We start from the raw sequence: 24,136 nt of genomic DNA on the forward strand, positions 1-24,136 counted from the left end.
ATGCCGCAGGTGATTTTTCTGCCCCACGAGAAGTTCTGTCCGGAGGGCATGGTCGTGGAGGCTGAGCCGGGAATCTCCATTCTCGAGCTGGCCCATGAGCACCATATCGAGATAGAGAGTGCCTGTGGTGGCGTCTGCGCTTGCACGACGTGTCATTGCATCATTCGTGAGGGCTTCGATTCGCTGGAAGAGGCTGACGAGTTGGAAGAAGATTTCCTCGATCGGGCCTGGGGCCTGGAAGCGCAATCGCGCCTGAGCTGCCAAGCCATCGTCGGCACCGAAGACCTGACCGTCGAAATCCCGAAATATTCGCTTAACCATGCGGCCGAAGCGCCGCACTGATGGTGACACTGTCATGAGCTATGGTTGGAATGATGTACAACGCATCGCAGAAGAACTGGCCGAAGCCAAGCCGGACGTGGATCCGCTGAAGGTCAATTTTGTCGATCTGCAGCACTGGATCATGGAGCTTCCCGGTTTCGACAGTACCTCTGGCCGTTGTGGCGAGAAGGTCTTGGAAGCGGTCCAGGCGCTCTGGATCGAAGAAATCGACTGATCGACCTGGCAGGTTAGGCAATACCCCTGAACCCGCGTATAATTCGCGGGTTTAATTTTTCGCAAATTACCGTTTCTGGAGTTACACCATGGCTGTTCAACGTACTTTCTCCATCATCAAGCCTGACGCCGTTGCTAAAAACGTGATCGGCAAGATCGTTACCCGCTTCGAAGACGCTGGCCTGCGCGTTGTAGCTTCGAAAATGAAGCAACTGTCCAAAGCCGAAGCCGAAGGCTTCTACGCTGAGCACAGCGAGCGCGGTTTCTTCGGTGAGCTGGTTGCTTTCATGACTTCCGGTCCGGTTGTCGTTCAGGTACTGGAAGGCGAAAACGCTATCGCTCGCAACCGTGAGCTGATGGGCGCTACCAACCCTAAAGAAGCTGCTGCTGGCACCATCCGTGCTGACTTCGCTGAGTCCATCGACGCCAACGCCGTTCACGGTTCGGACTCCGAAGCCGCTGCTGCTCGCGAAATCGCTTACTTTTTCGCTGCTACTGAAGTAACCACTCGCTAAGCATTGGCTTAAGAGTGAAGGTGAATCCATGACTACATCGACTGTTAAAACCAATCTGCTGGGGCTGACCCAGCCGGAAATGGAGAAATTCTTCGACTCGATCGGGGAGAAGCGTTTCCGTGCCGGTCAGGTGATGAAATGGATTCACCACTTTGGCGTCGACGACTTCGACGCCATGACGAATGTCGGCAAGGCCCTGCGCGAAAAGCTCAAGGCTGTTGCCGAGATTCGCGGCCCCGAAGTGGTCAGCCAGGACATTTCCAGCGACGGCACCCGTAAGTGGGTGGTGCGCGTGGCGTCCGGCAGCTGCGTCGAGACCGTCTACATTCCCCAGGGCAAACGCGGCACCTTGTGCGTTTCGTCCCAGGCAGGCTGTGCCCTGGATTGCAGTTTCTGCTCCACCGGCAAGCAAGGCTTCAATAGCAACCTCACCGCCGCCGAAGTGATCGGCCAGGTGTGGATTGCCAACAAATCCTTTGGCAGCGTCCCGGCGACCGTCGACCGTGCCATCACCAACGTGGTGATGATGGGCATGGGTGAGCCGCTGCTGAACTTCGACAACGTCGTTTCCGCCATGCACCTGATGATGGACGACCTGGGCTACGGCATCTCCAAGCGCCGCGTGACCCTGTCCACCTCCGGCGTGGTGCCGATGATCGATGAGCTGGCCAAGCACATCGACGTCTCCCTGGCGTTGTCGCTGCACGCACCCAATGACGCATTGCGTAACCAATTGGTGCCGATCAACAAGAAGTATCCGCTTAAGATGCTGCTCGAGTCGTGCCAGCGCTACATGTCGTCCCTGGGCGAAAAGCGCGTGCTGACCATCGAGTACACGCTGCTCAAGGATGTGAACGACAAGGTCGAACACGCGGTCGAGATGATCGAGCTGCTCAAGAACATCCCGTGCAAGATCAACTTGATCCCGTTCAACCCGTTCCCGCATTCCGGTTACGAGCGTCCGAGCAACAACGCGATTCGTCGCTTCCAGGATCAGCTTCACCACGCTGGCTTCAACGTCACCGTGCGCACCACCCGCGGCGAAGACATCGACGCTGCCTGTGGCCAATTGGTAGGACAGGTACTGGATCGTACCCGTCGCAGCGAACGCTACATTGCCGTGCGTGAGTTGAACGCTGCGGACGATGCGGTGCAAAACGCTGCGAACAGTCACTAAGAGAGGAACTCTATGTCCCTGCGCTTCGCGCTCGTTTTGCTGTTGGCCGGCCTTTGTTCCGGTTGCGTCCTGTCGGGTGACTACAACCCGATGAGGACCAGCAAAGGGCGCGACGAGGCACGTGCGGCCTATGTGCAACTGGGCATTGGCTACCTGCAGCAGGGCATGACCGAACGGGCCAAGGTGCCGCTCAAGAAAGCCCTGGAGCTGGACGATTCCGACCCGGATGCCAACGCGGCCCTGGCCCTGGTGTTCCAGGCCGAGATGGAGCCGGAGCTGGCCGACCAGCATTTTCGCAAGGCGCTGTCTGCCCGCCCGCAAGACGCACGGATCCTGAACAACTACGGCAGCTTTCTTTTCGAGCAGAAACGCTACAAGGACGCCTACGAGCGCTTCGAGCAGGCCGCCGCCGACACCCTTTACCCTGAGCGTTCGCGGGTTTTCGAAAACCTCGGCATGACGGCCGCACAGCTGGGCCAGCGTGACCTGGCCCGCCAGCAGCTGGAAAAGGCGCTGCGGCTTAACCGCCAGCAACCGCGGGCGCTGCTGGAAATGGCTGAGTTGTCCTACGAAGACAGGCATTATGTGCCCGCGCGTGACTACTACGAGCGTTTTAGCCTGCTGAGCGAGCAAAATGCACGTAGTCTATTGCTCGGCGTTCGGCTGGCACATGTGTTTGAAGATCGCGACAAGGCTGCAAGCTACGGCCTGCAACTCAAAAGACTCTATCCCGGTACGCCGGAATATCAGCAATACCTGTCGGAGCAATGATGAAAGCGGCGCATCCCGAAGTTGTAGCAGCGACTCGCGTAAATCCTGGTGAGACCCTGCGTCAAGCCCGCGAAAGCAATGGTTGGTCGCTGGCCGAAGTGGCCCTCAAGCTCAATCTCACCGTGGCTTCCCTGGGCAATCTGGAAGCGGGCGCGTTCGACAAGCTGCCAGGGCATACCTTTGCCCGGGGCTATATCCGCGCCTATGCCAAGTTGCTCGGCATGGACCAGACCGTGCTGGTCCAGCAATTCGATCAATACACCGGTTCCGATGCCCAGGGCAGCAGCGTGCACAGCCTGGGTCGCATCGAGGAGCCGGTTCGCGTTTCCCACACCATTTTGCGAATCGTCAGCCTGTTGCTGCTGATCGCGGTGATTGGTGGCGGTTTTGTCTGGTGGCAGGACCAGGCGTCCTTGCGCAGCAAGGAGCCGGTCGCCATGAACCCTGAGCACGTAGAAGTCGAAGGCGCCGACGGCACCACCCAGATCCATCCGCTGGACGAGCCGGAAGACCAGGCTGTCGTCGAAGGCCAGGCCGAAGGCGAAACCGCCCTGGCGTTGCCACAGGGCCAGGACGCCGATGCCGAAGCGGGTGCCGAGCCGGCTGCTCCAGCCCCTGCGCCAGCTGCACCAACTGCGCCGGCTGCACCGATTGCCACGGCACCTGCCGTACCGAGCACGCCGGCACCGACCGCGGCTGCGCCTGCGACCCACGCCGCGCCAGTTGTTCCGGCAGCTCCGGCGGCCCCGACCGCGGCTCCAGCGGCAGGTGAAGGCCAGGTACAGATTCAGTTTGTCGCCGACTGCTGGACGCAAGTCACCGACGGCAACGGCAAGGTGCTGTTCAGTGGCCTCAAGCGCAAGGGCGACAGCACCGCCATCAACGGCAAGCCGCCATTTGCCGTGCGCCTGGGTTATGCCCGCGGCGCGCAGGTCAGCTACAACGGCCAGCCGGTCGACATCGCTCCGTTCACCAGTGGCGAGACCGCTCGCCTGAAGTTGGGTCAATAAGTCATGCACGGCGAATCTCCAATCAAGCGTCGCGAATCCCGAAAAATCTGGGTCGGCAACGTGCCCGTGGGCGGCGATGCGCCTATCGCTGTGCAGAGCATGACCAACAGCGACACCAATGACGTGGCCGCCACGGTCGCCCAGATCAACCGCCTGGAAGCCGCCGGTGTCGACATCGTGCGCGTATCGGTGCCGGACATGGACGCCGCCGAGGCGTTCGGCAAGATCAAGCAACTGGTCAAGGTCCCCTTGGTGGCCGACATCCACTTCGACTACCGCATCGCCCTGCGCGTGGCCGAGTTGGGCGTCGATTGCCTGCGCATCAACCCGGGCAACATCGGTCGCGAAGACCGTGTCCGTGCCGTGGTGGATGCCGCCCGCGACCGGGGCATCCCGATCCGCATCGGCGTGAACGCCGGTTCCCTGGAAAAAGACCTGCAAAAGAAATACGGCGAACCGACCCCGGCGGCGCTGGTGGAGTCGGCCCTGCGCCACGTCGAGCACCTCGAACGCCTGAATTTCCAGGACTTCAAGGTCAGCGTGAAGGCGTCCGACGTGTTCATGGCCGTCGCAGCCTACCGCCTGCTGGCCAAGGAAATCGTCCAGCCGCTGCACCTGGGCATCACTGAAGCCGGTGGGTTGCGTTCGGGCACGGTGAAATCCGCCGTCGGCCTCGGTATGCTGCTCGCCGAAGGGATTGGCGATACCATCCGCATCTCGTTGGCGGCTGACCCGGTCGAGGAAGTGAAAGTCGGCTACGACATTCTCAAGTCCCTGCACCTGCGTTCCCGTGGCATCAACTTCATCGCCTGCCCGAGCTGCTCGCGGCAGAACTTCGATGTGGTCAAGACCATGAACGAACTGGAAGGGCGCCTCGAAGACCTGCTGGTGCCGCTGGATGTCGCGGTGATCGGTTGCGTGGTCAACGGGCCGGGCGAAGCCAAGGAGGCCCACATCGGCCTGACTGGCGGTACACCGAACCTGATTTACATCGACGGCAAGCCGTCGCAGAAACTGACGAATGACAATCTGGTGGATGAGCTGGAACGGCTGATTCGCCAGAAAGCGGCCGAAAAGGTCGAAGCCGACGCAGCGGTCATCGCGCGCGGTTAAGTCGAAAGATTAAGGAATACACGTGAGCAAGTCCCTGCAAGCCATTCGTGGCATGAACGACATCCTGCCCGAGCAGACGCCCCTGTGGCGCTATTTCGAGGGCACTGTGGCGCGCCTGCTGGATAACTACGGCTATCGGCAGATCCGCATGCCGATCGTCGAGTTCACCGAGCTGTTCAAGCGCTCCATCGGTGAAGTGACCGACATCGTCGAAAAAGAGATGTACACCTTCGACGACCGCAACGGCGACTCCCTGACCCTGCGCCCCGAAGGCACGGCGGCCTGCGTGCGTGCGGTGCTCGAACACGGCATCACCGGCGGCGGCCAGGTGCAGAAGCTCTGGTACATCGGCCCGATGTTCCGTCACGAGCGTCCGCAGAAAGGCCGTTATCGCCAGTTCCACCAGATCGGTTGCGAGGTGTTCAACCTCGATGGCCCGGACATCGATGCTGAACTGATCGTGCTGACCTGGCGCCTGTGGGGCGAGCTGGGCATCCGTGATGCGGTCAAGCTTGAGCTCAACAGCCTGGGCACCAGCGAGTCCCGTGGCCGCTACCGTGTGGCATTGGTGGAGTTTCTTGGCGCCCATCTGGACAAGCTGGACGAAGACAGCCAGCGTCGGTTGAAGACCAACCCTCTGCGGGTACTGGACACCAAGAACCCGGACACCCAGGCCGTACTGGTGGATGCGCCAAAAATGGCCGACTACCTGGACGAAGAGTCCCGTGTGCACTTCGAGGGCCTCAAGGCTCGCCTGGACGCCGCCGGCATTCCGTACGTGATCAACCCCAAGTTGGTCCGTGGCCTGGACTACTACAGCAAGACCGTCTTCGAGTGGGTCACCGACAAGCTCGGCGCCCAGGGCACCGTGTGTGCCGGTGGCCGCTACGACGGGCTGGTAGAGCAGATGGGCGGCAAGCCAACGTCCGGCGTGGGCTTTGCCATGGGCATCGAGCGCCTGGTGCTGATGCTTGAAGCCTTGGACAAGGTTCCCGAAGAACTGTCCCGTCAGGTCGACGTCTACCTGTGCGCCTTCGGTGAGGCTGCCGAACTGGCGGCCCTGACGTTGAGCGAGCGGATCCGCGACCAGTTGCCCAACCTGCGCCTGCAGATCAACGCCGGTGCTGGCAGCTTCAAGAGCCAATTCAAGAAGGCCGACAAGAGCGGTGCGCTGTACGCACTGATCCTCGGTGACGACGAACTGGCCCAACAAGTGGTAGGTTTCAAACCCCTGCGTGGCCAGGGCGAACAACAAAGCATTGCCTGGGATGCGCTTGCTGCACACCTGGCCACCTGCGTCGTGCAGGGTTGAAGCTGTCAAACAGCCGATTTAGCGATTAAGGAGTATTGGGGTGTCGAGTACCGAAGATGAACAGCTGGCGGATTTGAAGGACTGGTGGACGCGCAACGGCAAGCCGCTGGTCACTGGCGGCCTGTTGGCGCTGGTCATCGTGTTCGGCTGGCAGGCCTACCAGAAATACCAGAGCAACCAGTCGCAAGGCGCCTCGGTGCTCTACCAGCAATTGCTGGAAACCACCCTGACCCCGGACGGCAAGCCTGACGCGGCCCGCGTGGCGGACCTGGCCGGCAAGCTGGACAAGGAATTCACTGGCACCGCCTACGCCCAATACGGTCGCCTGTTCGTGGCCAAGGTGGCGGTGGACAGCGGCAAGCTGGACGACGCCGCCACCGAGCTCAAAGGTATCGTCGACAAACCGGCCAACCCGACCCTGGGTGAAGTGGCGCGTCAGCGCCTGGCGCAGGTGCTGGCGGCACAGAACAAGACCGAAGACGCCTTGAAGCTGCTCGACGGTGATGCCGACAAGGCGTTCCTGGCGACCCGCGAAGAACTCAAGGGCGACCTGCTGGTACAACTGGGCCGTGCCGATGAGGCCCATGCGGCCTACCAAAAAGCCAAGGCTGCGCTGTCGGATGAAGCCGCAGTCGGTGGCCTGCAAATCAAGCTGGACGACCTGGCCAAAGGGGATGCGTGACGTGATCCGTTGGAAACATGCAGCATTGCTGGCTCTGGCCATTCTGGCCGCGGGTTGCAGCAGCAACAGCAAGAAAGAACTGCCTCCGGCCGAACTGACCGACTTCAAAGAAGAAGTCGTGCTGCAGAAGCAATGGAGCCGTTCCATCGGCGATGGCCAGGGCGAAACCTACAACATGCTGGTGCCGGCCATTGACGGCGACACCATCTATGCAGGTGATGTCACGGGCGTCGTGATGGCGATGGACCGTACCAACGGTGACGTCAAATGGAAGAAAGATCTTGAGCTGCCTGTTTCCGGCGCCGTTGGCGTGGGTTACGGCCTGGTCATGATCGGCACGCTCAAGGGTGAGATTGTCGCCCTGGACGCGAGCAATGGTGAAGAGAAATGGCGCGCCCGCGTGACCAGTGAAGTGCTCGCACCGCCGGCCACCAACGGTGACGTGGTGGTGGTCCAGACCCAGGACGACCGTCTGATCGGCCTGGATGCCGCTACTGGCAACCAACGCTGGTTGTACGACAGCACCCCGGCGGTACTGACCCTGCGCGGTACCAGCGCGCCGATCGTCACCAACCGCCTGGCGGTGGCTGGCTTGTCGACCGGTAAAGTGGTGGCCCTGGATATTTCCAACGGCGTGCCGGTCTGGGAACAGCGCGTCGCGATCCCGCAAGGTCGTTCCGAGCTGGAGCGTGTGGTCGACATCGACGGCGGCTTGCTGCTGTCTGGCGGCACACTGTACGTCGCCAGCTACCAGGGCCGCGTTGCAGCATTGGACCTGGAAAGCGGTCGTCCGCTGTGGCAGCGCGATGCGTCCAGCTACGCCGGTGTCGCCCAAGGCTTTGGCAGCGTCTACGTGAGCCTGTCCTCGGGCACCGTCGAAGGCGTTGACGAGCGTTCCACCACCGCCTTGTGGAGCAACGACTCCCTGGCCCGCCGTCAACTGTCGGCCCCGGAAGTGTTCTCCAGCTACGTCGCAGTGGGTGACCTGGAAGGTTACCTGCACCTGCTCAGCCAGGTGGACGGTCGTTTCGTCGGCCGTGAGCGCATCGACAGCGACGGCCTGCGTGCCCGTCCGCTGGTGGTGGGCAACATGATCTATGTGTATGGCAACAGCGGCAAACTGGAAGCCCTGACCATCAAGTAAGACTATGCTTGGGGCTAATCCCCCAAGCGGCCTTGTTCACAAGGTTTGCAGGGCTTGCACAGACTGCCCCGAGCACCAGCCGCTGCCTCGCAGCGGCTTTTGTATTTTCTGAAATAACGAAGTGGAGAGCCGCATGGTTCCCGTAATCGCCCTGGTGGGCCGACCGAACGTCGGCAAGTCCACCTTGTTCAACCGCCTGACCAGGACTCGCGACGCCATTGTCGGCGACTTGTCCGGTCTGACCCGTGATCGCCAATACGGTGAGGCCAAGTGGCAAGGGCGTACCTATATTCTGGTCGACACCGGCGGCATCTCCGGTGATGAACACGGCATGGACGAAAAAATGGCCGAGCAGTCGTTGCTCGCCATTGAAGAAGCCGATGTGGTGCTGTTCCTGGTAGACGCCAAGGCCGGTTTTACCGCCGCCGACCAGATGATCGCCGAGCATTTGCGCAAGCGTAACAAGCGTTCCTACGTGGTCGCCAACAAGGTCGACAACATCGACCCGGACATGGCCCGCGCCGAATTCGCACCGTTGGGCATGGGCCAGGCGATCCCGATCGCCGGCGCCCACGGTCGTGGCATCACCCAGATGCTGGAAATCGCCCTGGCTGATTTCCCCAAGGACGACGCAGAAGAACCGGAAGACGGCGAGGAAGAGATCGTTGCCGAAGGCGAGGAAGCCAAGCGCATTCCGGGTCCAAGCGAAAAAGACGGGATCAAGATCGCGATCATCGGCCGTCCGAACGTGGGCAAGTCGACGCTGGTCAACCGCATGCTCGGCGAAGACCGGGTCATCGTCTACGACCAGCCCGGCACCACCCGCGACAGCATCTACATTCCCTTCGAGCGTAACGAAGAGAAGTACACGCTGATCGACACCGCCGGTGTGCGCAAGCGCGGCAAGATCCACGAAGAAGTTGAAAAGTTCTCTGTGGTCAAGACCCTCCAGGCGATCAAAGACGCCAACGTGGTGATCTTCGTGATGGACGCCCGCGAAGGCGTGGTCGATCACGACCTGAACCTGCTGGGCTTCGCCCTGGAAGCCGGTCGTGCGTTGGTCATCGCGATCAACAAGTGGGACGGCATGACGCCGAGCGAACGGGATTTCGTGAAGATCGAATTGCAGCGTCGCCTGTTCTTCGTCGACTTCGCCGACATCCACTTCATCTCGGCTCTGCACGGCACGGGCGTGGGCAACCTCTACGCTTCGGTGCAGAACTCGTTCAAGTCGGCGGTGACCCGCTGGCCGACCAACCGCCTCACCCAGATCCTCGAAGATGCGGTCGGCGAGCACGCGCCACCGATGGTCAACAACCGTCGGATCAAGCTGCGCTACGCCCACTTGGGCGGTGCCAACCCGCCGATTATCGTGATCCACGGTAACCAGATCGAGAAGGTGCCCAAGTCGTACGTTCGTTACCTGGAGAACACCTACCGTCGCGTCCTGAAGCTGGTCGGCACGCCGATCCGCATCGAGTTCAAGGGCGGCGAGAACCCGTACGAAGGCAACAAGAACACGCTCACCGACCGCCAGGTCAACAAGAAGCGCCGCTTGATGTCGCACCACAAGAAGGCCGACAAGAAGCGCCGCGACAAGCGCTGATCCAGTCTTCTCTCAGGACCGCTTTTGTGGCGAGGGAGCTTGCTCCCGCTGGGCTGCGCAGCAGCCCCAAAGATGTACCTGCCACCGCAGTGCATCAGATGAAACCCAGGGGCTGCTTCGCAGCCCAGCGGGAGCAAGCTCCCTCGCCACAGAGTTTTCCTGCGATTCGGTGACAAGAAAAGGGTGCCCTTGGTGGCACCCTTTTTCATGCCCGGCGATTGGGCTATCCTCGAGCTCTCCCGCGCCGCACCAGAGCCGGGTGCAGAGCAGGGACACTCCATGATCACCAGCAAGTTGCCGAATGTCGGCATCACTATTTTCACCCAGATGTCCCAGCTCGCCGCGCAGACGGGCGCGCTGAACCTGTCCCAGGGATTTCCCGATTTCGATGGCCCGCAGGCCTTGCGCGATGCGGTCGGCCGACACATTGCCCAAGGCCATAACCAGTATTCGCCCATGACCGGCCTGCCGGCGCTGCGCCAGCAGATCGCAGCGAAAATCGCCCGCAGCTATGGCGCCAGTGTCGATGCCGATCAGGAAGTCACCGTGACCCCCGGCGCGACCCAGGCGATTTTCTGTGCCATCGCGGCGGTGGTCCACAGCGGCGACGAAGTGATCGTCTTCGATCCCAGCTACGACAGCTATGAGCCTGCCGTGCAATTGGCCGGTGGACATTGCGTGCACGTGCCACTGGGTCTGGACGACTTCGCCATCGACTTCGAGAAGCTCGGCGAAGCCCTGAGCCCGCGTACGCGCATGATCATTCTCAACTCGCCGCACAACCCCAGCGGTGCCTTGATCAGCCGCGCCGAGCTGGATCAGTTGGCGGCGCTGATTCGCGATCGTGACATCTACCTGGTCAGCGACGAGGTCTACGAACACCTGGTGTTCGACGGCGTCGCCCACGCCAGTGTCCTGGCCCATGAAGAGCTGTACCGTCGCGCCTTCGTGGTCAGTTCGTTCGGCAAGACCTACCACGTCACTGGCTGGAAAACCGGCTACGTGGTGGCGCCAGCGGCCCTGACGGCGGAACTGCGCAAGGTGCACCAGTACGTCAGCTTCTGCGGCGTGACGCCGTTGCAGTACGCCCTGGCTGATTACATGGCCGAGCATCCGGAACACGTCGATGAACTGCCGGACTTCTACCAGGCCAAGCGCGACCTGTTCTGCGATCTGCTGGCCCCATCGCGGTTCAGCTTCAAGCGCGTGACCGGTACTTATTTCCAGTTGGTGGACTATTCGCAGATTCGCCCGGACCTGAATGACGTCGACATGGCCGTGTGGATGACCCGCGAGCATGGTGTGGCGACGATTCCGATCTCGGTGTTCTACCAGCATCCACCACAAGGCCAGCGCCTGGTGCGCCTGTGCTTTGCCAAACGCGAGGAGACGCTGCGCGAAGCGGCGGAAAAACTATGCGTGATCTGAGCACGTTGCCGGACCTCGACATTGCCCTGGTCCAGACCACCCTGGCCTGGCACGACCGTCGGGCCAACCTGGAACATTTCGACGCGCTGCTGGAGCAGGCGCGCGGGGCTGACCTGATCATCCTGCCAGAGATGTTCACCACAGGATTTTCCATGGAATCCGAGACCCTGGCGGAGCCGGAGAACGGCCCGACGCGCCAATGGCTCAAGGCCCAGGCGGCGAAGCTGGGCGCGGTGATTACCGGCAGTGTGATCATCCAGGCCGCGGACGGCAGCCATCGCAATCGCCTGCTCTGGGCGCGGCCGGATGGAGAAGTGCTGCATTACGACAAGCGCCATCTGTTTCGCATGGCGGGGGAGCACAACCACTACACCCCGGGTGAGCGACAGGTGCTGTTCGAGCTCAAGGGCTGGCGGATTCGTCCGCTGATTTGCTACGACCTGCGCTTCCCGGTCTGGAGCCGCGACGCCGAGGACACCGACCTGCTGCTGTACACCGCCAACTGGCCCGGGGCGCGGCGTCTGCACTGGAACCGGCTGTTGCCGGCCCGGGCGATCGAGAACCTGTGCTACGTGGCGGCGGTAAACCGTGTTGGCACCGACGGCAAGGGCTTCGCCTATACCGGTGACAGCCAGGTATTGGATTTCCAGGGCGAGAGCTTGCTCAGCGCCGGCGAAGCGGATGGTGTGTTCAAGGTGTGCTTGAACGCAGCGGACCTGGCGGCGTATCGCACGCGGTTTCCGGCGAACCTGGATGCCGATTCGTTCGAATTCATCTAACTGAAACGTTTCAACCCTTCAGGAACGGTGTTGCGTGCCGATAACCGGTCAGCCAAGGAGAAGTCCCTATGACCAGTATCAGCGCAACCACCGTCAACCCTTATCCATTGTCAGCCCCTAAAGTCTCCATCCGCGGGGCGGAAGAAGAGAAAGCGGTCAGTCCAGTGGCATCGACTGACAGCAGCGAAGACAAGGACAAGAAACTGGAAGTCGACACTAGCGGCGCAAACGTCGCCGGTGCGGGTGCCGAGGCGGGTGGCGACATCATCGAACAGCTGAAGAAGCAGATCGAACAGGCCGAGAAACTACTGGCCCAGCAGCAAGCGCAACTGGCCCGCGTGCAGAAGAGCCAGGCCAGCGAAGAGCAGAAAGCCCAGCAGGCCATGGCCCTCCAGACCCAGATCATGGGCACCCAGGCGACATTGCAAACCCTGCGGGCGTCGCTGTTGCAGGCGATGACCATCTCGATCGATACCCATGCCTGATATTTGGGTTGCCTGACAGGCCGCTATCGCGAGCAAGCTCGCTCCCACAGGGGGGCAGCGCCGCTATCCAAATGTGGGAGCGAGCTTGCTCGCGATGAGGCCCTCCCAGACCACGCAAAACCATCAGCCAAACAAAAAGGCCCCAGGGTTCACACCCCAGGGCCTTTTTGCATTTCAGCCGAACGATCAGGCCGCTTTGGCTTCCGGCTGACTCAGGGAGCGGTTCAGTGCACTGAACAGCGCCTTGAAGCTGGCGGTGGTGATGTTTTCATCGATGCCCACGCCGTGCACCGCACGCTCGCCGTTGACCCGCAGTTCGATGTACGCCGCCGCCTTGGCATTGGTGCCGGCGCCAATGGCGTGTTCGTTGTAGTCCATGATCTCCACCGGAATTGGCAGGCCGGCCACCAGCGCTTCCAGCGCGCCGTTGCCCTTGCCGCGCCAGTGCAGGTTGGTCTCGCCCTGGCCCTTGCTCGCCACTTCCACTTCCACGGCGCTGTTGCCATTTTCTTCCTGCAGGCGATGGCTGACCAGCGCGTACGGAGTGTTGGCTTGCAGGTATTCACGCTGCAGCAAGGCGTGGATCTGCTGGGCAGTCATTTCCAGGCCCAGGCGATCGGTTTCGCGCTGTACCACCTGGCTGAATTCGATCTGCATGCGACGCGGCAGGCTGATGCCGTATTCCTGCTCCAGCAGGTAGGCGATGCCGCCCTTGCCCGACTGGCTGTTGACGCGAATCACCGCCTCGTAGCTGCGGCCAATGTCGGCCGGGTCGATCGGCAGGTATGGCACTTCCCACAGACCGTCCGATTTCTGCTGGGCGAAGCCCTTGCGGATGGCGTCCTGGTGCGAGCCGGAGAACGCGGTGTGGACCAGGTCGCCAACGTACGGATGACGCGGGTGCACCGGGATCTGGTTGCATTCCTCGACCACTTTGCGCACGCCGTCGATGTCGGAGAAGTCCAGCCCGGGGTTGATGCCCTGGGTGTAGAGGTTCAGCGCCACGGTTACCAGGTCGACGTTACCGGTGCGTTCGCCGTTGCCGAACAGACAGCCTTCGACACGGTCGGCGCCGGCCATCAGGCCCAGCTCTGTAGCGGCCACGCCGGTGCCACGGTCGTTGTGGGTGTGCAGGCTGATCAGCACGCTGTCACGACGGGTGATGTTGCGGTGGAGCCACTCGATCTGGTCGGCGTAGATGTTCGGCGTGGCGACTTCTACCGTGGCCGGCAGGTTGAGGATCACCTTGCGCTCTGGCGTCGGGTTCCAGACTTCGATCACCGCGTCGCAGACTTCCTTGGCGAATTCCAGCTCAGTGGCGCTGAAAGTCTCTGGCGAGTACTCGAACTGCCACTGGGTTTCCGGCTGCTGCGCGGCGTATTTGACGAACAGCTTGGCCGCGTTCACCGCGATTTCCTTCACGCCTTCCTTGTCCTGGTTGAACACGATGCGGCGGAACGACGGGCAGGTGGCGTTGTACAGGTGGACGATGGCCTTTTTTGCGCCGCGCAGGGATTCGAATGTGCGCGCGATCAGGTCTTCACGGGCCTGGGTCAGCACCTGGATGGTGGTGTCGTCCGGGATGTGGCCTTCTTCGATGAGGGTGCGCACGAAGTCGAAGTCGGTTTGCGAAGCGGCTGGGAACGATGCTTCGATTTCCTTCACGCCCACCGCGACGAGGGTTTTCCAGAAGCGCAGCTTCTTGACCGCGTCCATCGGCTCGATCAGCGACTGGTTGCCGTCGCGCAGGTCGGAGCTGCACCAGATCGGCGCGGCGGTGATGGTCTTCGACGGCCAGGTGCGGTCCGGCAGGTTGATGGTCGGGAAAGCACGGTATTTGGAAGACGGGTCTTTGAGCATGCTCATGGGGAAATCCTTATTGTCGTGGCCGGAAAAAGGCGGCCTGCCGGTGGTTCGATGGGGGTGGCTTCACAGCCGGGACGAGGTGCCGCGATTCAGCCCGGCAGTCGTGCGCTGACGAGGCACAGGCTGCGGTGCTGGCGAAGCTGAATGAGGGTGTGAGAGGTTTTCATGCCTTCAACCCTAACCGCGTGGGGAGAGGATCGCAAGCAGTCGGAAAAAATTGAGAGAAGTTCTGCTTTTTGGTTAGTTTGCGAGATTTAATCGCGCATGTGTCAGGTATGAATGGCAGAAATTGCGTCGATGTTTTGAGCTTGGCAATTCGCGGGAGGGTGGTGATGCGGCTGCCGTCATCGCGAGCAAGCTCGCTCCCACAGGGGGCAGCGCCGCTATCCAAATGTGGGAGCGAGCTTGCTCGCGATGAGGCCAGTAGCGTCTCTATCCATTCAAGGCTGGAAAGCCCCGATGAAAATCGCCGGATCCACCCGCGCATCGTTCAGGCTGATGTTCCAGTGCATATGCGGCCCGGTCGCCCGGCCGGTGGCGCCGACCTTGCCCACCACGGTGCCCCGGGCCAGTTGCTGGCCGACTTTCACGTCGATTTTCGACATGTGGCAGAACATGCTGATGAAGCCCTGGCCATGGTCGACGAACACGGTGTTGCCATTGAAGAAGTAATTACCGGTGAGGATCACCTTGCCGGCGGCCGGGGTCTTGATCGGCGTGCCAGCGGGCACGGCGAAGTCCAGGCCGGCGTGGGGGTTGCGTTCTTCGCCGTTGAAGAAGCGGCGCACGCCGAACTTGCTCGACAGCGGGCCGTTGACCGGTTTGTCCAGCAACAGGTTGCTGGGGATGTTCGGGCTGAAGCTGCGGTAGGCCTTCAATTGCACCGCCAGTTCGGCGTCGATGCGCTTGAGGTCCGCCGGGTTCGGGTTGACCTGGCGTTTGTTCGCCAGGGTGATGTGTTGCTCGGGGTACTTCTTGTAGCCGACCACGAACGGCTGGGTGCCGCCGCCACTGCTGATCTGCTGGGTACCGGGCTGGACCGTCAGCGGGATGCCGACAATCGCCAGCCAGTTGTCCTGTTCCTTGACCACCAGCACCGGCTTGCCCTGGTAACTGGCTTTCGGTGTCTTGGCGGCGCTGCCCAGGTCCACCACGGCCACGCCGCCGGGCACCGGTTTGTTCAGCAGGCGGGTGATGTAACTGTCGGCGTGGGCGTTGAAGGCCAGGCACAGCAAGAGCAAGGGGGCGAGATATCGCGGCATGAATCAATCCAGTAAAGAAAGGGTGACCGGCGTCAGGTGATTGTCTTCGACCCGCACCAGCAATTCGCCTTCGCCGAGCTTGGCGGTCAGGCGCTGGCCGGTCTGGGTTTGCCCGGCACTGCGGATCGCCTGGCCGCGTTCGTCGAGCAAAATGCTGTAGCCGCGGCCGAGGGTCGCCAGGGGGCTGACGATGTGCAGCGTCTGCATCTGGTTGTGCAATTGCACGCGGCGGGTTTTCAGGCCTTCGCGCATGGCCCGGGGCAGGCGTTCGGCCAGGCTGTCCAGGCGCTGGCGCAGCAAGGCCAGTTGCCGGCCCGGGTGTTGCCCGGCCAGGCGGGTTTCCAGGCGGATCAGGCGTTCGCGGCGGGTATTGAGGCTGCGTTCGAACGCCCGGCGCATGCGCATGTCCAGGTCGTCGAGGCGCTGGGCTTGCTGGCGCAGGCGTTCGCCGGGGTGGCGCAGGCGTCGGGTGAGGCCTTCGAGGCGCAGTTGATCGCGCATCAGCCGGTCACGCATGCGCATCACCAGCCGGCGATGCAGGCTTTCGACCCGACGTACCAGGTCGCCGGCATCCGGGGCCAGCAGTTCGGCGGCGGCGGACGGGGTCGGGGCGCGCACGTCGGCGACGAAATCGCTGATGGATACGTCGGTTTCATGGCCCACGGCGCTGACGATCGGCGTGACGCAGGCATCCACCGCCCGGGCCACGGCTTCTTCGTTGAAGCACCACAAATCTTCCAGCGAACCGCCGCCCCGGGCCAGGATCAGCGCATCGAAACCACGGGCGTCGGCCAGCTTCAGGGCGCGGACGATTTGCGCGGTGGCTTCGCGACCTTGCACGGCGGTGGGGATCAGCGTCAGGGCGATCTGCGGCGCGCGGCGGCGGAACACGCTGATGATGTCGCGGATCACCGCGCCCGTGGGCGAACTGATAATGCCGATGCGTTGCGGATGGGCCGGCAACGGCACCTTGCGCTCGGCACTGAACAGGCCTTCGGCACTGAGTTTTTCCTTCAAGGCATCGAAGGCCAGGCGCAGCGCGCCATCGCCGGCCGGCTCGACGGTGTCGAGGATCAGCTGATAATCGCCACGGCCTTCGAACAGCGAGACCTTGCCGCGCACTTTCACCGCCAGCCCGTCCTTCAAGGCCTGGCGCACCCGCGCGGCATTCTGCCGGAACAGCGCGCAACGCACCTGGGCGCCACTGTCCTTGAGGGTGAAGTACACATGGCCGGAGGCCGGGCGGGCGAGGTTGGAGATTTCGCCCTCGACCCAGATGTTGCTGAACACGTCTTCAAGCAACACCCGCGCACGGCCGTTGAGCTGGCTGACAGTCAGGACCTCGCGGTCCAGGCCCAGTCGGGCAAAGGGATCTTTAATCATGGGCGGCATGATAAGGGGATTCGCCGATGGTGTGCAGACAATTAGACCGGGTTGCCTGCATCGCGAGCAAGCTCGCACACAGGAGATCTATGTCGCACCGAAGATCAAATGTGGGAGCGAGCTTGCTCGCGATAGCGATAGGCCAATCACCACAAATGCTGGAAGTAATCCCCCGGATCTGGCTAAAGTCCCCGCTCTCCTCAGCAAGGAAGTGCCGGATGAATCTTCTCCCGTGGTTGGGTCAGTGGGCATTTGCCCCCACGCAATGGCTGGTGATCGGCTCGGCCATTGCCCTGGCCTACATCGTCTTCGGCATTGCTGGGTTCGGCACGGCGCTGGTGGCCGCGCCCATCCTGCTGTTGTTCATGCCGCTGTCGAAAATCGTCCCGCTACTGGTCTTGCTCGATTTCGTCGCGGCCTTCGGCAACTTGCTGCCCTCGCGCCGAGATGTGTCCCGGCCGGAGCTGCTGCGGTTGTTGCCGTGCATGGCGCTGGGCTGCACCCTCGGGGTGGTTTTCCTGCTCAACCTCAAGTCCGACCTGTTGCTGCTGCTGATGGGTGTGTTCATCAGTTGCTATGCGATCTATAGCCTGCTGATCAAGACCCGGCCGACACAGTTGTCAGCGCGGTGGGCGGTTCCGATGGGCACGGTGGGTGGGATGTTCGGCGCGTTGTTTGGCAGTGGCGGCTTTTTATATGCCATCTACCTGAACAGTCGCTTGCCCAAGGACGCGGCCCGAGCCACGCAAAGTGCCCTGATCAGTTGCAGCACCGTGGTGCGCCTGAGCCTGTTTATCGTGGCCGGGGTCTATGCCGAGCTACCCTTGTTGGTACTGGCGCTGTGTTTGTTGCCGGCCATGGCGCTGGGGTTGTGGGTAGGGCGTCGCTTGACCATGAAGATGTCGCGAGAGGCATTCGTGCGGCTGGTCACCTGGCTGGTGCTTGCCAGCGGCCTCGCGTTGATCGGGCGCTACCTGAGTGCTTGACCTGGCCCCGCCAGGGATTAAGCTGCCGGCCTTCGATCAGACCCTGCCAGGGAAACAGCCAGGCCTCGCCATGAACTCGCAAAGTATCATCGTTCCGAAAATTTCCACCCTGCCGGTCCACGAGCCTCGGGCCCGGGCGATCGTGCGCTGGCTGGTGCGCAAGAATATCGTCGAAGAACAACTGACCACCTGCGGGCGCACCGGCAATCGCATGGCCCACGCCATCGCCCCCGGTGCCCGTGAGGTGGTCTTGCATCCCGAAGCCTTGCCGTTCGGTGAGGCGATCAATGGCCTGGAGATCATCACCAAGCGCTGCATCTATACACCGGCCAAGGGCTTTCTCGAAGAGGCCGGTTGCGCCGAGTGCCGCAAGGAAGTCGGCGAAGCGCTGTTCGAAAGTCTGGAAGACTGGATGCCGGCGCGCACCGACAACTTCACTTGCCCTGAATGCGCTCATGAAGACGACATCAACGGCTTCCTGTTCCTGCAGCCCTGCGGCTTTTCCAACCTGGGGTTCATCTTCAACAATTGGCTGGAGGCGGGGTTCAAGCAGGACTTTCTCGATGAATTCGCCGATTGGCTCGACCAACCGGTGAGTTGGGTGAAGGTGGAGTTGTAGCGTGAGGAAATAGGCAATCCCTGTGGCGAGGGAGCTTGCTCCCGCTGGGCTGCGAAGCGGCCCCAAGATGTTTGCGGTCGCTGCGCAACCGAGCGGGAGCAAGCTCCCTCGCCACGGGTTCGGTGTATGGCCGGAGTGCAATTATTAGCCCCGTCAATCAGCCCGGCAATAATAGACAGAGTTTTACATTGAGCCAGACGGGGTCCATGAGTATAATGGCGCGCTTCCATTTTCCCGCTCGGGAGCCCCCGCGATGCTGCGTATCAGCCAAGAAGCTCTGACCTTCGACGACATTCTCCTAGTGCCCGGTTATTCCGAAGTACTGCCTAACGAAGTCAGTCTCAAAACCCGTCTCACCCGTGGCATCGAACTGAATATCCCCCTGGTTTCCGCCGCCATGGACACCGTGACCGAAGCCCGTCTGGCCATTGCCATGGCCCAGGAAGGTGGTATCGGTATCATCCACAAGAACATGACCATCGAACAGCAGGCCGCCGAAGTGCGCAAGGTCAAGCGGTTCGAGGCTGGCGTGGTCAAGGATCCGATCACCATCGAGGCTGACGCCACGGTCCGGGATCTGTTCGAACTGACTCGCATGCACAACATCTCCGGCGTTCCGGTGCTGCACGATGGCGACCTGGTCGGCATCGTCACCTCCCGCGACGTGCGTTTCGAGAACCGCCTGGATGCCACCGTCCGCCAAGTGATGACGCCTAAAGAGCGCCTGGTCACGGTCAAGGAAGGCACCAACAAGGACGAAGTCCGCGAGTTGCTGCACAAGCACCGCATCGAGCGCGTGCTGATCGTCGACGACAAATTCGCCCTCAAGGGCATGATGACCGTCAACGACATCGAAAAAGCCAAGGCCTACCCGCTGGCCAGCAAGGACGACCAAGGTCGTCTGCGCGTCGGCGCTGCGGTCGGCACCGGCAAGGACACCGGTGACCGTGTCGCCGCCCTGGTCAGTGCCGGTGTTGACGTGGTGGTGGTCGACACCGCCCACGGCCACTCCAAAGGCGTGATCGACCGCGTTCGCTGGGTCAAGCAGAACTTCCCTGAAGTGCAGGTGATCGGCGGCAACATCGCCACCGGCGCTGCGGCCAAGGCCCTGGCCGAAGCCGGCGCCGACGCGGTCAAGGTCGGTATCGGCCCTGGCTCGATCTGCACCACCCGTATCGTTGCCGGTGTCGGCGTGCCGCAGATCAGCGCCATCGCCAACGTCGCCGCCGCCCTTGAAGGCACCGGCGTGCCGTTGATCGCCGACGGCGGTATCCGTTTCTCCGGTGACCTGTCCAAGGCCATCGTAGCCGGTGCCTCCTGCGTGATGATGGGTTCGATGTTTGCCGGTACCGAAGAAGCACCAGGCGAGATCGAGCTGTTCCAGGGCCGTAGCTACAAGGCTTATCGCGGCATGGGTTCGCTGGGCGCCATGTCCCAGGCCCAGGGCTCTTCCGACCGTTACTTCCAGGACTCCTCCGCGGGTGCCGAGAAGCTGGTGCCGGAAGGCATCGAAGGTCGCGTGCCGTACAAAGGCACCCTGAGCGCCATCATCCATCAACTGATGGGCGGCCTGCGTTCTTCCATGGGCTACACCGGCAGCGCCAACATCGAAGAGATGCGCACCAAGCCTGAATTCGTGCGTATCACCGGCGCTGGCATGGCCGAGTCCCATGTCCACGACGTGCAGATCACCAAGGAAGCGCCGAACTACCGCGTAGGTTAAGGCCTTCAGCAAAACGTTAATCACCGGGGCTGTTCATTCAGCCCCGAGTTGTTTCTGATTCACTACATGAGAATGAGTCATGGCCCTCGACATTCACGCTCACCGCATCCTGATCCTCGACTTCGGTTCCCAGTACACCCAGCTGATCGCCCGCCGCGTGCGTGAAATCGGTGTGTACTGCGAATTGCATCCGTTCGACATGGATGATGAAGCGATTCGCGAATTCGCGCCTAAAGGCGTCATCCTCGCCGGCGGCCCCGAGTCCGTGCACGAAGCCGACAGCCCGCGCTGCCCGCAAGCCGTGTTCGACCTGGGCGTGCCCGTCTTCGGTATCTGCTACGGCATGCAGACCATGGCTGAACAGCTGGGCGGCAAGGTCGAAGGTTCGGACCTGCGTGAGTTCGGTTATGCCCGCGTTGACGTAGTCGGCAAGAGCCGTCTGTTGGACGGTATCGAGGATCACGTCGACGCCGACGGCCTGTTCGGCCTGGACGTGTGGATGAGCCACGGTGACAAGGTCACCAGGATGCCGGAAGACTTCCACATCCTGGCCAGCACCCCGAGCTGCCCGATTGCCGGCATGTTCAACGATGATCGCCGTTACTACGGCGTGCAGTTCCACCCTGAAGTGACCCACACCAAGCAGGGCGGTCGCATCCTGTCGCGCTTCATCCTCGACATCTGCGAGTGTGAAGCCCTGTGGACCCCGTCGAAAATCGCTGAAGACGCCATTGCCCAAGTCCGTGCTCAAGTCGGTACTGACAACGTGCTGCTGGGCCTGTCCGGCGGTGTGGACTCCTCGGTGGTTGCCGCGTTGCTGCACAAGGCCATCGGCGACCAACTGACCTGCGTCTTCGTCGACAACGGCCTGCTGCGCCTGCACGAAGGCGAGCAAGTGATGGCCATGTTCGCCGAGAACATGGGCGTCAAGGTGATCCGCGCCAACGCCGAAGAGCAGTTCCTGAACAACCTGGCCGGCGAGTCCGACCCGGAGAAGAAGCGCAAGATCATCGGCCGTACCTTCATCGACGTGTTCGATGCCCAGTCCAACAAGCTGGACAACATCAAGTACCTGGCCCAGGGCACCATCTACCCCGACGTGATCGAGTCGGCCGGCGCCAAGAGCGGCAAGGCCCACGTGATCAAGTCCCACCACAACGTCGGTGGCCTGCCGGAAGAGATGAACCTCAAGCTGGTCGAGCCGCTGCGCGAACTGTTCAAGGACGAAGTGCGTCGCCTGGGTCTTGAGCTGGGCCTGCCGTACGACATGGTCTACCGTCACCCATTCCCGGGCCCGGGCCTGGGCGTGCGGATCCTCGGTGAAGTGAAGAAGGAATACGCCGACCTGCTGCGTCGCGCCGACCACATCTTCATCGAAGAACTGCGCAAGGCCGACTGGTACCACAAGGTCAGCCAGGCGTTCGTGGTGTTCCAACCGGTGAAATCGGTGGGCGTGGTTGGCGATGGCCGTCGTTACGCCTGGGTCGTGGCCCTGCGTGCCGTGGAAACCATCGACTTCATGACCGCGCGCTGGGCACACCTGCCGTACGAACTGCTGGAAACCGTTTCCGGGCGCATCATCAACGAAATCGAAGGCATCTCCCGCGTCACTTATGACGTGTCGAGCAAGCCGCCGGCGACGATTGAGTGGGAGTGAGGTTGACTCTCAACTATTTGATTTTATTGTAAAAAATAAGAACGGATAGTGATGTTCGCTACAGCATCAATGGCGTTTTCAATGGCGCACATCGTACGTATGTGAGAGCGCTACATCGATACCATGTCCCGGATAAGGAGTGCCGACATGGTATCGAGAACGCTGCTCTGCAAATGGCTCTATACAGGCCTTCTTCTAGACGGTTCAGGGATCGAATGAAAACTTCTTTGGCGTTTCCATTAGCAATCACTTTCGCGCTTGTCATGACCGGCTGCAGCAGCCGTCAGGCGGGTGACCTTACTTCAGAGCCGGTCGTTCCACTGGCCATGAATGACCATCAAGCCAGCGTGACTTTCCGCACCATAGGCGGCGAGGGTGATCGTCCTGTCAGTTACACGTACGAGGATGCCAATACTGGACTTGTGAGTGCGGGTGAGCGGGTTTATGACTCTGCTTACTTCAAGCGCATACCGGCTTATCTGAAGAAAATCGCCGGTGGTACTGACAGCATCAGTAAGCTGGTCGAGTCGGATAAAACGGTGTACGTGAAAGGCGAGGTCAAGGACAAACCGTTTACCTTTAACGGTATTCCCATGCCGACGCCGTTTGACAAGGAGCAACCTGTTGCGCAGCAATTTACGCCGCAAGCCAAGAAGAATTACCTGGTTGAAACCGTGATCGCCGACACTTGGGTCATGACCGTGTACGAAGTCTCCGCAACGGGTGAACGCAAAACCATTGGTGTTCCAAAAAAAGATGCCGGCGCAAACTGACCGTGCAGGGATCTTTATGATCGTTATGTTCGAGTTGGAATGATGGCGCGGCCGGCGCTGACCGGTAGCCACTAGCGAGAAACACCCTGAAGCCCGCTTGCCCTCGGCGAGATCACCGCTGAGCACATCGACGAAATCTTCGAGACCAATGTGAAGGGCTTGATCTTCACGGTGCAGAAGGCCCCGCCGCTGATGGGCGAGGGCGGTTCGATCATCCTGACCGGATCCAGTGCGGGCACCACAGGCGCCCCGGCATTCAGCGTCTACAGCGCGAGCAAGGCGGCAGTGCGCAACCTCGCGCGGACTTGGGCAGAGGACCTGAAGGGCAGCGGCATCCGAGTGAACGTGCTGTCGCCCGGGCCGACGGCGACCGAACTGGCGAAGGCGGCGCTGGGTGAGGAAGGCATGAAGGTCTTCGCCTCGATGAATCCGCTCCAGCGCATGGCCGATCCGGCGGAGATCGGAGCAGTGGCCGCCTTTCTCGCATCGCCGGACAGCAGCTTCATGACCGCCAGCGAGGTCGCCGCCGACGGTGGCCTGGCGCAAATCTGACTCGTTACGCCCCATTCGATAGGTCGGAGCCTGTAAGACGTGGTAACCCATTTGGTGTGTGCAAGTGATGGGACTTGAAAGGCCCGCGTCATTGCCAGCCAAACACAAAACCGTGGCGAGGGAGCTTGCTCCCGCTGGGGTGCGAAGCGCCCCCAATCCAAGCTGACGGGGATCGGCCTGACACCCCGCGCTGACGGCTTTGGGCTGCAGCGCATCCCAGCATAGTCACCTTTCGCTACGATTCCCCGCCTCAACGGCACTGAGAAATGCTTACCATCTGTGGCGGTACCCAACGGGTATTTCGCCGGCATGGCGCGGAGTGCTGTCGCAATGTCCGCGAACCACTCCGTACCAAAGCTGCTGCCGAGCAAATGTGGCCGCTAAATGCTGGCGTTTGAAACCGATCTGTTTGGTTGTCATTTGACAACCTGACAGATCATGCGAATACTGGAGATCACGGATGACTCGTCCAACGCACCCGAAGAAAGAAATCGAAGAAACGCTTAGGTATGCCGAAGGGCAAGGGTGGCGCGTAGACATTGGCGGCAGTCACGCCTGGGGGCGGGTTTATTGCCCGTACAAAGAGGTGGAATGCCGTTGTGGCGAGTTCTGTATCACTTCGATATGGAGCACGCCGAAGAGCCCTGGCAACCATGCGCGAGCCTTGCGACGCGTTGTGGACAATTGCACTGCGCATCGCAACCGACACGACGTTGATGGCGATGCTGAGGAATAGAA

At 61.5% G+C, this 24,136-nt stretch carries 23 protein-coding genes and 1 pseudogene; 21 read left to right on the plus strand and 3 right to left on the minus strand.

The genetic code is table 11. From position 1 onward, the window contains the following. The 14 genes from fdx (at position 1) to QMK47_RS06015 (ending at position 12,577) form a co-directional block, all read left to right on the plus strand. The gene (fdx, locus tag QMK47_RS05950) at positions 1 to 342 is read left to right on the plus strand and encodes an ISC system 2Fe-2S type ferredoxin (RefSeq protein ID WP_039592120.1); all 342 of its coding nucleotides are present in this window, start codon (positions 1 to 3) and stop codon (positions 340 to 342) included. A gap of 13 nt (positions 343 to 355) precedes the next feature. Beyond that, positions 356 to 556 (plus strand): Fe-S cluster assembly protein IscX, encoded by a 201-nt coding sequence (iscX, locus tag QMK47_RS05955; protein ID WP_003198004.1) that lies wholly within the window; start codon positions 356 to 358, stop codon positions 554 to 556. An 88-nt stretch (positions 557 to 644) separates the two neighbouring features. After that, complete coding sequence (gene ndk / locus QMK47_RS05960) at positions 645 to 1,070, plus strand: nucleoside-diphosphate kinase (RefSeq protein ID WP_063322853.1); 426 nt, start codon at positions 645 to 647, stop codon at positions 1,068 to 1,070. 28 nt (positions 1,071 to 1,098) lie between these two features. Beyond that, a complete protein-coding gene (rlmN, locus tag QMK47_RS05965) occupies positions 1,099 to 2,247 on the plus strand; it encodes a 23S rRNA (adenine(2503)-C(2))-methyltransferase RlmN (protein ID WP_003198007.1) in 1,149 nt (382 codons plus the stop codon). Positions 2,248 to 2,259: 12 nt separating this feature from the next. Next, positions 2,260 to 3,018 carry a type IV pilus biogenesis/stability protein PilW gene (gene pilW / locus QMK47_RS05970; protein ID WP_253471740.1) on the plus strand — a complete coding sequence of 253 codons (759 nt, stop codon included), beginning with the start codon at positions 2,260 to 2,262 and terminating at the stop codon, positions 3,016 to 3,018. Continuing rightward, the gene (locus QMK47_RS05975; protein ID WP_258690402.1) at positions 3,018 to 4,028 is read left to right on the plus strand and encodes a helix-turn-helix domain-containing protein; all 1,011 of its coding nucleotides are present in this window, start codon (positions 3,018 to 3,020) and stop codon (positions 4,026 to 4,028) included. Before pilW ends, QMK47_RS05975 begins: the two co-directional genes overlap by 1 nt. A 3-nt stretch (positions 4,029 to 4,031) precedes the next feature. Continuing rightward, on the plus strand, positions 4,032 to 5,141 hold the full coding sequence (ispG, locus tag QMK47_RS05980; RefSeq protein ID WP_018607678.1) for a flavodoxin-dependent (E)-4-hydroxy-3-methylbut-2-enyl-diphosphate synthase: 1,110 nt from the start codon (positions 4,032 to 4,034) through the stop codon (positions 5,139 to 5,141). Positions 5,142 to 5,163: 22 nt separating this feature from the next. Then, positions 5,164 to 6,453, plus strand: coding sequence for a histidine--tRNA ligase (gene hisS / locus QMK47_RS05985; protein ID WP_320389944.1), 1,290 nt, complete (start codon positions 5,164 to 5,166; stop codon positions 6,451 to 6,453). A 40-nt stretch (positions 6,454 to 6,493) separates the two neighbouring features. Further along, entirely contained in the window at positions 6,494 to 7,135 is a 642-nt protein-coding gene (locus tag QMK47_RS05990; RefSeq protein ID WP_320389945.1) for a tetratricopeptide repeat protein, read from the plus strand. Next, positions 7,128 to 8,279: an outer membrane protein assembly factor BamB gene (gene bamB / locus QMK47_RS05995; protein WP_214511317.1), complete on the plus strand. Its 1,152-nt coding sequence runs from the start codon at positions 7,128 to 7,130 to the stop codon at positions 8,277 to 8,279. The genes QMK47_RS05990 and bamB overlap by 8 nt, the downstream gene beginning before the upstream one ends. A gap of 133 nt (positions 8,280 to 8,412) precedes the next feature. Then, on the plus strand, positions 8,413 to 9,885 hold the full coding sequence (der, locus tag QMK47_RS06000) for a ribosome biogenesis GTPase Der (RefSeq protein ID WP_053178266.1): 1,473 nt from the start codon (positions 8,413 to 8,415) through the stop codon (positions 9,883 to 9,885). Between the two features lie 279 nt (positions 9,886 to 10,164). Next, a complete protein-coding gene (locus QMK47_RS06005) occupies positions 10,165 to 11,313 on the plus strand; it encodes a pyridoxal phosphate-dependent aminotransferase (RefSeq protein WP_258690403.1) in 1,149 nt (382 codons plus the stop codon). Continuing rightward, on the plus strand, positions 11,301 to 12,092 hold the full coding sequence (locus tag QMK47_RS06010; RefSeq protein WP_253471748.1) for an amidohydrolase: 792 nt from the start codon (positions 11,301 to 11,303) through the stop codon (positions 12,090 to 12,092). Before QMK47_RS06005 ends, QMK47_RS06010 begins: the two co-directional genes overlap by 13 nt. Positions 12,093 to 12,160: 68 nt before the next feature. Further along, on the plus strand, positions 12,161 to 12,577 hold the full coding sequence (locus tag QMK47_RS06015) for a hypothetical protein (protein ID WP_320389946.1): 417 nt from the start codon (positions 12,161 to 12,163) through the stop codon (positions 12,575 to 12,577). Between the two features lie 186 nt (positions 12,578 to 12,763). Here QMK47_RS06015 and leuA read toward each other — a convergent pair whose 3' ends face one another. The 3 genes from leuA to xseA all read right to left on the minus strand — a co-directional run bounded on the left by leuA (position 12,764) and on the right by xseA (position 17,088). Next, a complete protein-coding gene (gene leuA / locus QMK47_RS06020; protein WP_320389947.1) occupies positions 12,764 to 14,443 on the minus strand; it encodes a 2-isopropylmalate synthase in 1,680 nt (559 codons plus the stop codon). Between the two features lie 440 nt (positions 14,444 to 14,883). Further along, positions 14,884 to 15,705, minus strand: a complete 822-nt coding sequence (locus QMK47_RS06025; protein ID WP_320389948.1) for a peptidoglycan DD-metalloendopeptidase family protein — start codon at positions 15,703 to 15,705, stop codon at positions 14,884 to 14,886. 3 nt (positions 15,706 to 15,708) lie between these two features. After that, a complete protein-coding gene (gene xseA / locus QMK47_RS06030) occupies positions 15,709 to 17,088 on the minus strand; it encodes an exodeoxyribonuclease VII large subunit (protein WP_024616421.1) in 1,380 nt (459 codons plus the stop codon). A 218-nt stretch (positions 17,089 to 17,306) separates the two neighbouring features. Here xseA and QMK47_RS06035 point away from each other — a divergent pair, with 218 nt between their 5' ends. The 7 genes and pseudogenes from QMK47_RS06035 to QMK47_RS06065 all read left to right on the plus strand — a co-directional run bounded on the left by QMK47_RS06035 (position 17,307) and on the right by QMK47_RS06065 (position 24,134). Next, complete coding sequence (locus QMK47_RS06035) at positions 17,307 to 18,074, plus strand: sulfite exporter TauE/SafE family protein (RefSeq protein ID WP_320389949.1); 768 nt, start codon at positions 17,307 to 17,309, stop codon at positions 18,072 to 18,074. A 70-nt stretch (positions 18,075 to 18,144) separates the two neighbouring features. Then, positions 18,145 to 18,693: a sugar ABC transporter ATPase gene (locus tag QMK47_RS06040; protein WP_214511323.1), complete on the plus strand. Its 549-nt coding sequence runs from the start codon at positions 18,145 to 18,147 to the stop codon at positions 18,691 to 18,693. A 253-nt stretch (positions 18,694 to 18,946) separates the two neighbouring features. Next, the gene (gene guaB / locus QMK47_RS06045; RefSeq protein WP_024616424.1) at positions 18,947 to 20,416 is read left to right on the plus strand and encodes an IMP dehydrogenase; all 1,470 of its coding nucleotides are present in this window, start codon (positions 18,947 to 18,949) and stop codon (positions 20,414 to 20,416) included. A 79-nt stretch (positions 20,417 to 20,495) separates the two neighbouring features. Further along, a complete protein-coding gene (guaA, locus tag QMK47_RS06050; protein WP_003198041.1) occupies positions 20,496 to 22,073 on the plus strand; it encodes a glutamine-hydrolyzing GMP synthase in 1,578 nt (525 codons plus the stop codon). A gap of 215 nt (positions 22,074 to 22,288) precedes the next feature. After that, entirely contained in the window at positions 22,289 to 22,846 is a 558-nt protein-coding gene (locus QMK47_RS06055; RefSeq protein ID WP_214511324.1) for a hypothetical protein, read from the plus strand. 90 nt (positions 22,847 to 22,936) lie between these two features. Further along, a pseudogene (locus QMK47_RS06060) lies at positions 22,937 to 23,398 on the plus strand (SDR family NAD(P)-dependent oxidoreductase); the annotation flags it as partial. 460 nt (positions 23,399 to 23,858) lie between these two features. Continuing rightward, the gene (locus QMK47_RS06065; RefSeq protein ID WP_258690405.1) at positions 23,859 to 24,134 is read left to right on the plus strand and encodes a hypothetical protein; all 276 of its coding nucleotides are present in this window, start codon (positions 23,859 to 23,861) and stop codon (positions 24,132 to 24,134) included. Positions 24,135 to 24,136: the final 2 nt, after the last annotated feature.

The organism is Pseudomonas sp. P9_35, assembly GCF_034008205.1.
Lineage (GTDB): Bacteria > Pseudomonadota > Gammaproteobacteria > Pseudomonadales > Pseudomonadaceae > Aquipseudomonas > Aquipseudomonas kilonensis.

What these genes read in the sequence shown, in the direction of transcription:
- rlmN (WP_003198007.1), top strand. Translation starts at nt 1,099, where the DNA reads ATGACTACATCGACTGTTAAAACCAATCTGCTGGGGCTGACCCAGCCG.
- QMK47_RS06025 (WP_320389948.1), bottom strand. Translation starts at nt 15,705, where the DNA reads ATGCCGCGATATCTCGCCCCCTTGCTCTTGCTGTGCCTGGCCTTCAAC.
- QMK47_RS06055 (WP_214511324.1), top strand. Translation starts at nt 22,289, where the DNA reads ATGAAAACTTCTTTGGCGTTTCCATTAGCAATCACTTTCGCGCTTGTC.
- xseA (WP_024616421.1), bottom strand. Translation starts at nt 17,088, where the DNA reads ATGATTAAAGATCCCTTTGCCCGACTGGGCCTGGACCGCGAGGTCCTG.
- ispG (WP_018607678.1), top strand. Translation starts at nt 4,032, where the DNA reads ATGCACGGCGAATCTCCAATCAAGCGTCGCGAATCCCGAAAAATCTGG.
- guaB (WP_024616424.1), top strand. Translation starts at nt 18,947, where the DNA reads ATGCTGCGTATCAGCCAAGAAGCTCTGACCTTCGACGACATTCTCCTA.
- QMK47_RS06040 (WP_214511323.1), top strand. Translation starts at nt 18,145, where the DNA reads ATGAACTCGCAAAGTATCATCGTTCCGAAAATTTCCACCCTGCCGGTC.
- iscX (WP_003198004.1), top strand. Translation starts at nt 356, where the DNA reads ATGAGCTATGGTTGGAATGATGTACAACGCATCGCAGAAGAACTGGCC.
- leuA (WP_320389947.1), bottom strand. Translation starts at nt 14,443, where the DNA reads ATGAGCATGCTCAAAGACCCGTCTTCCAAATACCGTGCTTTCCCGACC.
- QMK47_RS06015 (WP_320389946.1), top strand. Translation starts at nt 12,161, where the DNA reads ATGACCAGTATCAGCGCAACCACCGTCAACCCTTATCCATTGTCAGCC.
- der (WP_053178266.1), top strand. Translation starts at nt 8,413, where the DNA reads ATGGTTCCCGTAATCGCCCTGGTGGGCCGACCGAACGTCGGCAAGTCC.
- pilW (WP_253471740.1), top strand. Translation starts at nt 2,260, where the DNA reads ATGTCCCTGCGCTTCGCGCTCGTTTTGCTGTTGGCCGGCCTTTGTTCC.
- bamB (WP_214511317.1), top strand. Translation starts at nt 7,128, where the DNA reads ATGCGTGACGTGATCCGTTGGAAACATGCAGCATTGCTGGCTCTGGCC.
- guaA (WP_003198041.1), top strand. Translation starts at nt 20,496, where the DNA reads ATGGCCCTCGACATTCACGCTCACCGCATCCTGATCCTCGACTTCGGT.
- fdx (WP_039592120.1), top strand. Translation starts at nt 1, where the DNA reads ATGCCGCAGGTGATTTTTCTGCCCCACGAGAAGTTCTGTCCGGAGGGC.
- QMK47_RS06035 (WP_320389949.1), top strand. Translation starts at nt 17,307, where the DNA reads ATGAATCTTCTCCCGTGGTTGGGTCAGTGGGCATTTGCCCCCACGCAA.
- QMK47_RS06005 (WP_258690403.1), top strand. Translation starts at nt 10,165, where the DNA reads ATGATCACCAGCAAGTTGCCGAATGTCGGCATCACTATTTTCACCCAG.
- QMK47_RS06065 (WP_258690405.1), top strand. Translation starts at nt 23,859, where the DNA reads ATGACTCGTCCAACGCACCCGAAGAAAGAAATCGAAGAAACGCTTAGG.
- QMK47_RS05975 (WP_258690402.1), top strand. Translation starts at nt 3,018, where the DNA reads ATGAAAGCGGCGCATCCCGAAGTTGTAGCAGCGACTCGCGTAAATCCT.
- QMK47_RS06010 (WP_253471748.1), top strand. Translation starts at nt 11,301, where the DNA reads ATGCGTGATCTGAGCACGTTGCCGGACCTCGACATTGCCCTGGTCCAG.
- ndk (WP_063322853.1), top strand. Translation starts at nt 645, where the DNA reads ATGGCTGTTCAACGTACTTTCTCCATCATCAAGCCTGACGCCGTTGCT.